Raw genomic sequence first — 13797 nt, 5'->3', positions numbered from 1 at the left:
AAGGGAGTCAAAGCGGCATTTAGGATGCCTATAACTGTGTTAGTGGAAACTGGGGATTTTTCAAATCAAGCCATGCAGCAAAAACCAATAAATTCTTCTCGTTCTTTTAATCGAGTACAAGAAATTAAAGTCAGGGAATTGGAAAAACGTTTCGCAATTTTAGAAATTGATTATGAAGCAGTTTATAACCAATTGAATGAAACACTAGATGCTGAATTTAAAAATAAAATACAGCTAAAACTGAAGAGAATTGAGCAAGAGATGAATGATGTCTTTGGAGAGTTAAAAATGGTCGGATAAAAATTTTATTACAAAAGTCCGCAAATAAGCGACCTTAAGTATAAAATTCATCCAACAGGTTTTGGTTTAATGAAGGAGTTTTAGCCCAGACAACACAACCCATATCAGTTACAGATATTGCCAATTTCCTAAATACTGATGAATATGATGTTGAGGAATTATTAGAAAATTGGGTAGAATTTTTAGTCTAAGAAAATAGATCAGAAAATACTTACTACAGCTTCTATCATTTTAGTTTCCGTGATTTCATTAACAAAATATAGAACTCAAACCCATCCCATAGAGAGATGATCCATACCAGCATTTGAAATAAATTATAAGCGTATGTACTCAAATAACATACATCTTAAATCCCCTCGTCGCTTGCGGGGAGGTGGGGTTTTTGTATTTAAATCTGGTAGGTTGGTTTAAAGTTAGGAAACCCAACATTTACGGACTTTTGTTGGGTTGTCTCTTAACCGAACAGTATTGACATCAATTCTGAATTCATCTCAATTAAATTGTGAGAAAAAAGAGATTATTTAACTTTTTAGGATTGGTAATAATAATAGCGATCGCTATTATTAGTTATCACAATTGGCCATTACCAAAACCACCCCCATTCATTACCGTTAAACTCAGCGGTTGGACAGGAAATCCTCTAGAACAAAGACTTTTAAAACAGGTAATTGAAGACTTTGAAAAGCAGCATCCCCAGATCAAAGTCAAATATGAAGCGATTTCTGATCAATATATGGATGTAATTAAAACCCGCTTAGTAGGAGAAGCTGCACCAGATGTATTTTATCTCGACGCACTAGAAGCCCCTTTCTTAATGGGTCAGAATGTCCTAGAACCCCTTGATAAATACATTAAACCCAAATTTGACCTCACAGATATAGAACCCAACTTACTCAAGAATTTTACCTACCAAAATCGTATTTATGGTTTACCTAAAGACTATTCCACCTTAGCCCTATTTTATAACAAACAAGCATTTAATCAAGTGGGTTTAACCAGTCCTCCCACTACCTGGGAACAACTCCGCAGCTATTCAAAACAATTAACAGGCAAACTCAATAAATATGGCTTTGGTGAAATTCCTGAATTAGCCCGTCAAGCATACAAAATTACAGCTTTTGGAGGGGAAATTATTGATAAAAATGGTTATGCTACCTTTGCAAATAATCCAGGATTACAAGGTTTGGAATTAGTAATTAACCAATATCAAAAAGATCGATCTTCCGCCCAAAAATCTGATGTCGGCACAAATTCCGGGAGTGAAATGTTTGGACAAAATAAAGTAGCAATGGTAATTGAAGGGAATTGGGCAATTCCCTATTTACAAGAAACCTTTCCCAAACTAGAATTTGCCACAGCAGAAATACCAGAAATTAATAATCAAAAATCCACAATGGTTTTTACTGTTGCTTATGTCATGAATAAACAAGCACCCCATAAAAAAGAAGCTTGGGAACTCATTTCTTTTCTAACAGGTAAAGAAGGCATGAAAAAATGGACAGCTAAAGGATTTGCATTACCAGCCCGTAAATCAGTGGCACAACAGTTAGGTTATGATCAAGACCCTCTGAGATCATCATTAGTAGCAGGAGTTAATTATGCGACACCCTGGCAATTAGGTAAAAATCCTGCCGCAATTATCAACAATTTTGATAATCAATTTATTAGTGTTTTACTAGGACAACAACCATTAAAACAGGCAATGTTAAAGGCACAAGATGCAGCAAACCAACAAATTAAGGCAGATATGTAGGGTTCTCTAATTTTTCTATTCCTTTCTTCCTTTGCGACTTTGCGACTTTGCATGAGATATGAAAATGTGTTTCATTTCCGAGAAAATCACTGTAATAGACAGATTCGAGAAAATTTTACAGCTTATTTATTCATAACTCCCAGTATTTTAGTTTTAGGCACATTTGTAATTTTGCCTATTCTCTATGCTGTATTTCTTTCCTTACACAAAGTGCAAATGTTGGGAGGGATTAATTACCACTTTTTCGGTTTGGGTAATTTCCAAAGATTGCTAACAGATGAAAGAGTGGGAATTGCTTTAAAAAATACCGCAGAATATGTGGCTATTGTTGTTCCCACCCAAACTATTTTGGCTTTAGGTTTAGCTGTGACACTCAATTCTGGCATTCATGGTAAAAATTGGTGGCGGATTCTTTACTTTTTACCGACAGTTACATCTTCAGCAGTTTTGACACTAATTTTTATGTGGATTTATAACACAAATGGACTATTAAACAATTTTTTGGCTTTTCTCAACCTGCCTATTTATAATTGGTTGGGAGATCCATCTGTTGCCTTGAAAGGGATTATGATCATGAATATTTGGTCAACAGCACCGTTTTTTATGGTGATTTATTTAGCAGCTTTACAGGATATTCCCCAAACTCTTTATGAAGCAGCAGAACTTGATGGTGCTAATAATTGGGAACAGTTTATTTATATTACTTTGCCTTTATTGCAACCTGTGACTTTCTTTGTCATGGCTATGGGAATAATTGGGACTTTTCAATTATTTGATCAGTCTTATATATTTTCTGGAGGGACAGGTGGACCAAATAACGCTACTCTCACCTTAGTCCTGCTAATTTATCAAACCGTATTTCGGAATTTACAAATGGGATATGGTGCAGCAATTGCCTTTTTACTAGCATTTGTAATTATTATCCTCACATTAATTCAGAGGCAATTTTTCGGAGGTTATAAAATTTGAATAAAATCTTTGGTAGTTTCTGGTTGAAAGTGCTGTTATATATCTTCCTCACAGTTTATGGAATTATTACCGTAATTCCTTTTCTCTGGGCATTTTCTGCATCATTTAAGCCTCTATCCGAGATTATTAGCGGTGAATTTAATTTTATCCCCAAACATTTTACTCTCGATAATTACAAACAAATATTTCTGCAAGAACCTTTATTTTGGCGGTGGTTATTTAATAGTGTGATTATTGGTGTTACTGTCACAATTTTAAACTTGCTATTTAACTCAATGGCAGGTTATGCCCTCGCAAGATTGCATTTTCGGGGTAAACAGTGCTGGTTTTTCCTGATTTTGACCGTGTTAGTAGTGCCAGCGCAAATTACCCTAATTCCCACATTTTTAATTTTAAAAGCCATCGGTTGGCTAAATTCATACCCAGGGATGATTGTTCCGAGTATGGTCAATGCTACTTTCATTTTTATGATGCGGCAGTTTTTTGTCAATTTCCCTAGAGAACTAGAAGAAGCTGGACAATTGGATGGTTTAAATGCCTGGGGAATTTTTAGGTATATAGTTTTACCTTTAGCTAAACCAGCATTAGCCGCACAAGCGGTTTTTGTCTTTATGGGTAGTTGGAATAATTTTTTACTCCCTGTAGTGATTCTCTTTGACCCAGAAATGTTTACTTTACCTTTAGGACTAAATACATTTAAAGGTCAATATATCAGCTATTGGAACTACATTATGGCAGCTTCAATGGTGTTTACTCTGCCAGGTTTAGCTATTTATGCTTTCTTTAACCGCTACTTAATTCAAGGTGTTACCTTTACCGGTGGTAAAGGCTGAAAATACAGCAGAATTCAAGAGACTGCACAGAATTATGAACTCCATTAATTCATCCCTTCCTATCTGCGTTTATCTGCGTTTATCTGCGTACCCTATGGCTTCGCCACGCAAGCTGCGGGAAGCAAGCTACAATTATTCTTGAAGTCTGCTGTATCAACCCTAATTTATAAAAAATGGTTATCATCAAATTCATCTATGAATGAAGAGTTTATTTAATAGTTAACATCAAAATTATCTATTCATGTCCTTTTTCTGTAATTAACTAAACCCAAGATTACGAAAACCATAGATTAGAAATAATCATTATCATTAATTAAACAATATATATTAGAAACTTTCCACAAAATTAAGCCCAAACTATAAGTTTTTACTTATGTATCCAATATAATATTTATTTAATAATTCGAGTTGAGAATTGATCACTTTGATCAGAAACACTGTAAACTAGATTTTACTAGCTGAGTGATGCCTCTTGTTCATACTAGGTTAAGAAACTAAACCATGTTTATCACAAAGTATACAAACTAACTTTTTTACATAAAAAGCTAATTTTGAATGCCTAGATATAACTAGGAATTTCAATAGTAAAGCCAAGAATTTATTTCTTTGTCTAAATTTTCATGTTTAAAAAATAAATTCTTTCACCAGGGAGATATTTCATGTCTGAATTTTTTAACCAAATTTCTCGTCGTAAATTCATTGTAACTGCCGGGGTATCAGCAGGTGCTGTATTACTTAAAGGTTGTTCAATAAATCCGCCAGAACCAGGAGGTATAGCCCAAGCGAAACAAGCCGAAGCAGTTAAATTAACACCAGAAATTACACCAGAAACCACTACTGTTAAATTAGGATATATTCCTATTGTAGAAGCTGCGCCATTAATTATTGCCCAAGAATTAGGCTTTTTTAAAAGATGGGGAATGACAAATGTACAACTTGCTAAACAAGCATCTTGGGGTTCAATGCGAGATAATACCGAAATTGGTTCTGCTGGTGGAGGTGTAGATGGTGGACAATATCAAATGCCCATGCCGCATTTAATGACAGAAGGGTTAATTACTAAAGGAAATACCAAAATTCCTATGTATGTATTAGCCCAATTAAATACTCAAGGTAATGGAATTGCGATCGCTAATAAACACGCAGGTAAAGAAATTGGACTAGATTTAGCTAAAGGTGGAAAAATAGTTTTTGATCAATTAAAAAGTACAAAAAATCCCTTTACAGCCGCCTTTACTTTTGGCAAAGTTAATCAAGAATTTTGGCTACGTTATTGGTTAGCAGCAGGTGGAATTAATCCTGATACAGATGTGAAATTAATTCCTGTATCTGCTGCCCAAACTGTAGCCAACATGAGAACAGGAACAATGGATGCGTTCAGTACCGGAGATCCTTGGCCTTATCGAATTGTGAAAGACAAAATTGGTTTTTTAGCCGTATTAACCTCAGAAATGTGGAAAAATCATCCTGAAGAATACTTTGCCATGAAAGCGGAATGGGTAGACACTCATCCCCAAGCAACCAAAGCCATTTTGAAAGCTATTATGGAAGCACAACAATGGTTAGATAACTTTGAAAACCGTGAAGCGGCGGCGGCAATTTTAGGACGAAGAAACTACTTTAATTTAACACCAACATTCCTGAAAGATTCCCTACAAGGTAATTATGATATGGGTAATGGTCGTGTGATTAATGATAAATCAATGGCAGTATTGTATTGGAAAGATGAACGAGGTAGTGTGTCTTATCCCTATAAAAGTCATGATTTATGGTTTTTAACTGAAAGCATTCGTTGGGGATTTTTACCACCAGAATATTTAAACAAAGCCAAAGATTTAATAGACAGAGTTAACAAAGAAAATATTTGGCGCGAAGCTGCTAAAGAAGCAGGAATTATGGAGGCAGATATTCCTACTAATACATCTCGTGGACTAGAAACATTCTTTGATGGTGTAACTTTTGATCCAGAAAATCCCACAGCCTATTTAAAGAGTTTAAAAATCAAGAAAGTCAATATTTAGGACTGAGAATATTTGCTGAAATCAAAAATAGAAAATCAATCAACAACAATATTTAATTGATTGACTATTAATCACAAAACAAAAAATCAACAAAATTAGGAGAAAATCATGACTACATTTACCGCCAAACGTCGTAATAGTAACAATTCTGATAGTGCTATATCTGTATTTATTAGTAAACAATTACCGGAAATTATACCACCAACAATTGCTATTGTGGTTTTCCTGGTGATTTGGCAAGTATTTTCTTTAATTGCTGGAACATTACCCGGACCTATTCAAGTAGTTCAAGAAACTTGGGAGTTAATTCTTTATCCATTTTATGATCGGGGAGGAATTGATAAAGGGTTATTTTGGCAAATTTTCGCTAGTTTACAACGGGTAGCTATTAGTTATACTTTAGCCGCAATTGTGGGTATTGGTTTAGGGATTTTAATTGGTGTGAATCAAACCATGTCTAAAGCCTTAGATCCCTTATTTCAACTATTAAGAACTGTACCTCCTTTAGCTTGGGTTCCTATTTCCTTAGCAGCTTTAAGACAAAATGAACCAGCCGCATTATTTGTAATTTTCATTACTTCTCTGTGGCCAATTTTAATTAACACTGCTGTGGGAGTAAAAGAGATTCCTAATGATTATAATAACGTTGCTAAAGTCTTACAACTTTCTCAAAAAGAGTATTTCTTGAACATCTTAATTCCTGCGGCTTTACCTTATATTTTCACTGGGTTAAGAATTTCCATTGGTTTAGCTTGGTTAGCGATTATTGCGGCAGAAATCGTCATGTCTGGTATTGTGGGTATCGGCTTTTTTATTTGGGATGCTTATCAAGCTAACAAGGTTAGTGAAGTTATTTTAGCACTAGTTTATATCGGTGTTGTGGGTTTAATCCTCGATAAATTAATGGCTTGGTTACAAAACCGCATTTTACCACAACAAAAGTAGGAAATGGGAGGGTACAGGGGAGAATATATTTATTCCTATTACCAATCACCAATTACCAATCACCAATCACCAATCACCAATTACCAAATAATATGTCTATATTTGTTGGCGTTGACCAAGTTGATAAAATTTTTGAATTAACCGGTGGTGGACAATATATCGCCCTCAAAGGTATTGATCTTCAAATTAAAAAAGGCGAATTTGTTTCTCTTATTGGTCACTCAGGTTGTGGAAAATCTACCCTTCTAAACATGATTGCCGGTTTGGATTTACCAACAGAAGGTTTAGTCACTTTAGAAGGACAAAGAATTAAAAAACCTGGACCTGATAGAATGGTAGTATTTCAAAACTATTCGCTTTTACCTTGGCGAACAGTGAGAGAAAATATTGCTTTAGCAGTAGATTCAGTATTACATGGAATGCCCGCAGCGGAACGCAAAGCGATTATTGACAGACATATAGATATGGTTGGTTTGCGTCCCCATGCTGATAAACAACCAGGGATGTTATCAGGTGGACAAAAACAACGAGTTGCGATCGCTCGTGCCTTGGCAATTCGTCCTAAACTATTACTATTAGATGAACCCTTCGGTGCTTTAGATGCCCTAACTCGCGGGAATTTGCAAGAACAATTAATGCAAATTTGTGAAGAGAATCAAGTTACCGCAGTCATGGTGACACACGACGTAGACGAAGCGGTTTTGTTATCTGACAGAATTGTCATGTTAACCAACGGACCAGAATCGAAAATTGGCGACATTTTAGAAGTAGATATTCCTCGTCCTCGCAAACGCATGGAAGTAGTAAAACATCCCAGTTACTACAGTTTGCGAAGTGAAATGATTTACTTCCTCAACCAACAAAAACGCATCAAAAAAATTCGGGCGAGAAAAACTGCTGCGGTGGTTCGTCATGGTTTAGAAAAAGTTAATTTAGAAATTGGCTTCTTACCCATTACAGCTTGCGCCCCCCTGGCGATCGCCAAAGAAAAAGGCTTTTTCATCAAACATGGTCTGGATGAGGTTAATTTAGTCCGGGAAAGCAGTTGGAGAGGAATTGTAGACGGGATGACAGGGGGATATTTAGATGCGGCACAAATGCCCTCAGGTATGCCCATGTGGTTAAGTTTAGGAGGAAATAAAAACCAACCTTTACCAGTTGTCACCGCCCTGACAATGACCCGCAACGGTAACGCCATCACCTTAGCCAAACGCTTTTATGATGAAGGTGTACATAGCTTATCTGACTTCAAAAATTATCTCCTAAAAACCCGCGAACAAACACACAGAATGGGAGTAGTTCATCCCGCATCCATGCACAACCTATTACTACGTTATTGGTTAGCAGCAGGAGGAATTGACCCCGACAGTGATGTGGTTATGAAAAATATCCCTCCTGCTCAAATGGTAGTAGATTTAAAAGGTGGAACTATTGACGGTTATTCTGTAGGTGAACCTTGGAATTATCGGGCAGCAGTTGAAGGTTCAGGCTTTACCATAGCCACAGATTTAGAAGTTTGGTTAGGACACCCTGGTAAAGTTCTAGGAGTACGAGAAGATTGGGCAGAAACTTATCCAAATACCCATATTGCCTTAACCAAAGCCTTATTAGAAGCTTGTCAATATTGTGCAGATCCTGCCAACGCCCAAGAAATTCGCCAAATTTTAGCAAGTCAGGAATATGTCAGCACAGATATTGAATATATCCAACTGGAAGACCCGAATAACGCTACCTGTGACTTAAATCATCCCATGCGGGAATATGCCCATCACCAATTTTATTCCGAGTCTGCCATTAATCGCCCCAGTCGCACCGAACAAATTTGGATTATGACTCAATTAGCGCGGTGGGGTGACACTCCCTTCCCCAGAAACTGGGTAGAAATCGTTGAAAGAGTTTGTCGAGTCCGCGTTTTCAGTACCGCAGCCAGAGAACTAGGCTTAGATATCAGTTACACCCGTCAACCCATTCAATTATTTGATGGTAAACCCTTCAACGCCGATGATCCAATTGCCTATCTTAACGACCTAGAAATCAAACGCGACTTCTCCATAGCCGAAGTCATTCTAGATGCCCCCAGAAGAACCGCAGCTTAAAAAAACCCTTTCTTCCTTTGCGTCTTTGCTCCTTTGCACCTTTGCGCGAAACCTCCTACCAATTACTAAACAATGCAAAACCGTAACTTGAAATCTACCAACACAGCTACAACCACAATCAGCCGTCAGCCTTTCCTAGAAATTAAAGACGTTTGCAAAGTTTATCCCACCAAAAATGGACCATTTACCGTTCTTGATGGTGTTAACCTCAACGTGGAGAAAGGTGAATTTCTTTGCGTTATCGGCCACTCTGGTTGCGGTAAATCAACTTTGTTAAACATGGTTTCTGGTTTTAACTTTCCTACCACTGGACAAGTTTTATTAGAAGGAGAACCAATTACAAAACCAGGTCCAGATCGCATGGTAGTATTTCAAAACTATGCGTTATTACCTTGGATAACAGCTTTTGACAATATTTATTTAGCTGTAAATGCAGTTTATCCCACTAAGCCAGAAGCCGAAAAACGGGCTATTGTGAGAGATCATTTAGCAATGGTGGGTTTAGCTGATGCCATGGAAAAGAAACCCATGCAAATGTCTGGGGGAATGAGACAGCGGGTTTCTATTGCGCGGGCTTTAGCTATTCGTCCGAAAGTGTTGATTTTAGATGAACCTTTTGGGGCGTTGGACGCAATTACTAAGGAAGAATTACAAGAGGAATTGTTGAAAATTTGGAATGATAACCGTTGTACAGTTTTGATGATTACCCATGATATTGATGAGGCTTTATTTTTGGCTGATAAGTTGGTAATGATGACCAATGGACCTCATGCAAAAATTGGGGAAGTGATGGAAATTCCTTTTTCTCGTCCTAGAGATAGAGCGAGAATTATGGAAGATCCTCAATATTATCAATTGCGGAACTATGCGTTAGATTTCTTGTTTAATCGTTTCGCTCATGATGATGTAGGTTAGTCAGTATTGCAAATGATCCCTTATTTCTCTAATAATTAAGGGATCTCAATAATATAGTTTTATTGCAATTTTATATTACAAACATTTTTTAAGTGACTCTGTCGCTTAACCCAATCTAAAAAATACTAACTGATTATATTCTTTTATCTCCAAATTTTTTTAGCAACTCAGAAACTTGTTTAGAATTTGAACTAGTCCAAATAGTATCGAAACCTTCTGTAGCGTGTGAATAAGCACCATTTTCTAACCAGTCTTGTTCCCATTGTTCTATTAACATCCAAACATCATGACTTTTAATTATAACGGACATAAAATTTGGTTCGTTAACCTCGCTCGAAGAAACTTCTTCCCATCCTTTACTAGTCAATTTATAGTACCAACAGTATCTTAATCCTCTACTCATATATTTCCTGTTAAAGATCGCAACATATAATATAATCATCCATCATAAAACTATTGTCAATATCTTTAAGTACACTGTCAATTATTTTAAAAATAAATAGAGTAAAAGTAATCTCGGTTGGGTTAAGCAAAAGCGCAACTCAACATCATATTTAAATAATGTATAATGTTGGGTTTCGTTCCTCAACCCAACCTACTGAACTGACAAAATATATTGACAAATACCACCAATGATAATTAACATTGAATTAGATGCTAATTAAACTTGTTACCATGATAAACCTTGCTAAAGATATACATTCCCTCACCGAATTTAAGCGTAACACCACTGAATTTCTACAACAGATTAAAAAAACAAAACACCCCTTAGTTCTGACTGTCAACGGAAAAGCCGAGTTAGTTGTTCAAGATGCAGAATCTTATCAAGAACTATTAGATGCTGCTGAGTTAGTAGAAACTTTAAAAGGCATTAAACTAGGCTTAGAACAAATGCAGCAGGGTGAAGGAAAAAAAGCCGAAGATTTCTTTAATGAACTATTTAATAAATTAGATAGTTCCAATGAATGATAAATATCAAATCATCATCCAACCAGAAGCGCAGAAAGCAATAGAAGACGCTTATTTCTGGTTTAGTAATATTTCTCAGCAAAAGGCTAGAACATGGTTAGAAGGATTATATAAATCTATTTTATCACTAGAAAAAATGCCTTCTCGTTGTTCTCTAGCATTTGAAAATGAATTTTTTGATCAAGAAATACGACAACTTATATATGGAAAGGGAAGAAACGCCTATCGAATTATTTTTACAATTGTTGATGATAATGTTCAAATTATTTTTGTGCGACACACGGCTCAAAAACCAATGACAGACGAAGAATCAGAATAACTAATGTAGGTTGGGTTAAGCAACAGCGCAACCCAACAACAGCTTTAATTATCAAGTTTAATAATGTTGGCTTTCCTTATAACTAGTGTAGGTTAGGTTAAGCAACAGCGTAACCCAACAACAGTTTTAATTATCAAGTTTAATAATGTTGGGTTTCCTTGCGTCAACCCAACCTACTGAAGCAATGCTATAACTAAAATCAAAGATTAGGCATGAACCATTAAAAATTGTCCATTACCGTTGTATTCACCATCGCAACTGGCGAAATTAGCAACAAACCAAATTAAATAAAATCTCCAGATGCGGCGAAATTTGGCATAGTCCATCCCGTAGTCTAAATCTTTGACTATTGCCTGAGAATCATCAAAGTTTTTTAACCAACTAGCAAAAGTTCTAGAATAATTAGAGCCATTAATATACCATTGATCAATAGTTTTCAGGTCTTGATTATGGCTGGGAATCGCGTCATATTTCCAGTAACGACCATGAGGAAAAATGTATTTGTGAGTGAAAACACTGGAGATATTATTAGGGGTACGGACTGTAATAATGTGAATAAAAACCTTGCCGTTATCCTTGAGAAAAGATGCCAGCTTTTGAAAAGCCTTTGTTAAATTACCCACATGACAAAAAACGCCAATTGAGAGAATTTTGTCAAACTTTGTCTCAAATTGGGCATCGTTTATATCTCCTTCATAGAGAGTAAAACGACCGGAACTGAGGTAACTTTCAGGATCTTGCATTTTCTGACGCATATATTCACATTGGTTATGACTCAAGTTAATTCCTGTGAATTTAACATTGGGAAATTTGGCAAGAATATAATTTGCTACGCAGCCCCAACCACAGCCAAAATCTAAAATATGATCACCATCTTTTATTTCTAATTTGTCAATTACATCATCAATCATTTGCATTTGTGATTGTTCGAGATTTGCTGCTCCTTTTTCCCACAATCCCATGCTATATTTGGGATAAATAAGTTTTCCATCACCTAACATGAGATTCAACATAGCTTGAGGCAAATCGTACTGAATCTTCATTAAATCCCGCGCACCTTCGGCGGTATTGTCTGTTTCTGTTAATACCCATTCGTAGGGTACAAGCAGGGATGGAAAATACTTAAAAAAGACAGGCATACAACTATCAAAAAGCGATCGCAACACAGCATCCGGTACTTCTAATCCGTTGATATAAGACTCGGCTATTGCCATTTGCACTGCGTTAACTGTACTAACTGCAAGACGGGTTGCTTTGTAAGCAATGGGACTTTTAGTATGTACATCTCCCACGATGGGAAGATGTTTCTCAATGTTTTGTAAAATTGTTGATGAACTCATGTTTATATTGGATTTTAAAGATGCCGCTATTTTATATCAATAAAGCCAAGTCAAAATAATATTAAAGAATAGATATTTCTTTGGATAGATAGAATGAAAAAAAGAGGAATAATAAGTATATATATATATATTCACTACGGCTGATAATTAAGTAAGTCAACACAATAAAACCAAACTGTGTAAAGAAATGTAAAATCGCTGAAAACTTATTCTAACATACCTCTAAGATATAAGGTTGTGTTGCGCTGTCGCTTAACCCAACAAAGCAAAAAATGGACAAGGTATTGATGCTGAAACCATATTACTGTATTCTCTTCTATGACAAGTTATGTTTCAACCTTCTGATCATCTGCCGCTGATATTCTCAGAAAATAGATGTAGATAATTCGATATATAAACTACAAAAGGTGGACGCAATGAGTCTTCGCGCACTACTGTTAATAAATAGTAATTCTCGTCAAGGGCAAGAACGTTACCAAGAAGCAATAAATTGTTTAAATAAATTGGGTTTGGAAATAATTACAGAATCTACAGAACATCCAACTCAACTAGGGACTGTGATTCGGCGTTACCAACAGCAAATAGATTTGGTAATTGTCGGTGGTGGTGATGGTACACTTAATGCTACTATAGAGGCAATAATTGAGACTCAATTACCTTTGGGTATTTTACCATTAGGAACTGCTAACGACTTAGCCAGGACTTTAGCAATTCCCAACTCTTTACCGGAAGCGTGTCAAATTATTGCCTCTGGAAACTTGCGAAGAATTGATTTAGGTTCTGTAAATGGGAAATATTTTTTTAATGTTGCTAGTCTGGGTTTAAGTGTAAAAATTACTCAACAATTAACTAAAGAAATTAAACGGCGTTGGGGTATATTTGCCTATGCAGCAATTGCATTTCAAGTAGTTTGGAAATCTCGCCCTTTTAGTGCAGAAATTCGTGTGAATAACGAATCAATTCATGTGAAAACTGTGCAAATTGCTGTGGGTAATGGTCGCTATTATGGTGGTGGTATGGCTGTAGTTCACGACGCAGCGATAGACGATCAAAGACTGGATCTTTATAGTTTAGAAATCGATCATTGGTGGCAAATTCTTCCCCTACTTCCGGCTATGCGTCAAGGTAGACATATTGATTGGCCGAATGTCCGCGCCCTTGAAGGTCAGGAATTTACAATATATACTAGAAAACCCCATGCTATTAACACAGATGGAGAAATTACAACCCATACTCCCGCTGTGTTTCGGGTGATTCCTCAAGCGATCGCAGTTTTAGCCCTATGACTATCATCTTCAACTATGATTTACCTGATTGATATGATTTATTTGATGGGA

Annotated in this window: 12 protein-coding genes and 1 pseudogene; 11 read left to right on the top strand and 2 right to left on the bottom strand. The window is 36.2% G+C overall.

Annotation, left to right across the window (positions count from 1 at the left end):
* From FJR08_RS13420 to FJR08_RS13385, 8 genes and pseudogenes are all read left to right on the top strand, one after another.
* A pseudogene (locus tag FJR08_RS13420) lies at positions 1 to 300 on the top strand (hypothetical protein); the annotation flags it as partial.
* 502 nt (positions 301 to 802) lie between these two features.
* The gene (locus FJR08_RS13415) at positions 803 to 2053 is read left to right on the top strand and encodes an ABC transporter substrate-binding protein (RefSeq protein ID WP_168633499.1); all 1251 of its coding nucleotides are present in this window, start codon (positions 803 to 805) and stop codon (positions 2051 to 2053) included.
* 51 nt (positions 2054 to 2104) lie between these two features.
* Positions 2105 to 3022, top strand: a complete 918-nt coding sequence (locus FJR08_RS13410) for a carbohydrate ABC transporter permease (protein WP_174783091.1) — start codon at positions 2105 to 2107, stop codon at positions 3020 to 3022.
* Positions 3019 to 3855 (top strand): carbohydrate ABC transporter permease, encoded by an 837-nt coding sequence (locus FJR08_RS13405; protein WP_174783090.1) that lies wholly within the window; start codon positions 3019 to 3021, stop codon positions 3853 to 3855. The genes FJR08_RS13410 and FJR08_RS13405 overlap by 4 nt, the downstream gene beginning before the upstream one ends.
* Positions 3856 to 4514: 659 nt before the next feature.
* A complete protein-coding gene (locus FJR08_RS13400) occupies positions 4515 to 5876 on the top strand; it encodes a CmpA/NrtA family ABC transporter substrate-binding protein (protein ID WP_168633498.1) in 1362 nt (453 codons plus the stop codon).
* A 108-nt stretch (positions 5877 to 5984) separates the two neighbouring features.
* Positions 5985 to 6821 carry a nitrate ABC transporter permease gene (gene ntrB / locus FJR08_RS13395; RefSeq protein ID WP_168633497.1) on the top strand — a complete coding sequence of 279 codons (837 nt, stop codon included), beginning with the start codon at positions 5985 to 5987 and terminating at the stop codon, positions 6819 to 6821.
* Between the two features lie 92 nt (positions 6822 to 6913).
* Positions 6914 to 8917: a nitrate ABC transporter ATP-binding protein gene (locus FJR08_RS13390; protein WP_168633496.1), complete on the top strand. Its 2004-nt coding sequence runs from the start codon at positions 6914 to 6916 to the stop codon at positions 8915 to 8917.
* A gap of 72 nt (positions 8918 to 8989) precedes the next feature.
* Positions 8990 to 9832, top strand: a complete 843-nt coding sequence (locus FJR08_RS13385; protein ID WP_015083516.1) for a nitrate ABC transporter ATP-binding protein — start codon at positions 8990 to 8992, stop codon at positions 9830 to 9832.
* A 133-nt stretch (positions 9833 to 9965) separates the two neighbouring features.
* Here the strand turns inward: FJR08_RS13385 and FJR08_RS13380 are convergent, their stop codons facing one another.
* Positions 9966 to 10142, bottom strand: a complete 177-nt coding sequence (locus FJR08_RS13380) for a hypothetical protein (RefSeq protein WP_168633495.1) — start codon at positions 10140 to 10142, stop codon at positions 9966 to 9968.
* A gap of 344 nt (positions 10143 to 10486) precedes the next feature.
* On the opposite strand from FJR08_RS13380, the gene FJR08_RS13375 reads away from it, so the two are divergent.
* Positions 10487 to 10801, top strand: a complete 315-nt coding sequence (locus FJR08_RS13375; protein WP_217357518.1) for a type II toxin-antitoxin system Phd/YefM family antitoxin — start codon at positions 10487 to 10489, stop codon at positions 10799 to 10801.
* Entirely contained in the window at positions 10794 to 11120 is a 327-nt protein-coding gene (locus tag FJR08_RS13370) for a type II toxin-antitoxin system RelE/ParE family toxin (RefSeq protein ID WP_168633494.1), read from the top strand. Before FJR08_RS13375 ends, FJR08_RS13370 begins: the two co-directional genes overlap by 8 nt.
* Positions 11121 to 11326: 206 nt before the next feature.
* Here FJR08_RS13370 and FJR08_RS13365 read toward each other — a convergent pair whose 3' ends face one another.
* Positions 11327 to 12460 (bottom strand): cyclopropane-fatty-acyl-phospholipid synthase family protein, encoded by a 1134-nt coding sequence (locus FJR08_RS13365; protein WP_168633493.1) that lies wholly within the window; start codon positions 12458 to 12460, stop codon positions 11327 to 11329.
* A gap of 416 nt (positions 12461 to 12876) precedes the next feature.
* Between FJR08_RS13365 and FJR08_RS13360 the strand changes: the two genes are divergently transcribed.
* Entirely contained in the window at positions 12877 to 13746 is an 870-nt protein-coding gene (locus tag FJR08_RS13360; protein ID WP_168633492.1) for a lipid kinase, read from the top strand.
* Positions 13747 to 13797: the final 51 nt, after the last annotated feature.

This window comes from Dolichospermum sp. UHCC 0260 (assembly GCF_009711985.1).
Taxonomy (GTDB): domain Bacteria; phylum Cyanobacteriota; class Cyanobacteriia; order Cyanobacteriales; family Nostocaceae; genus Dolichospermum; species Dolichospermum lemmermannii.
Note: the sequence above shows the minus strand (reverse complement) of the source record. Positions and strands in the feature narration are given on the sequence as shown.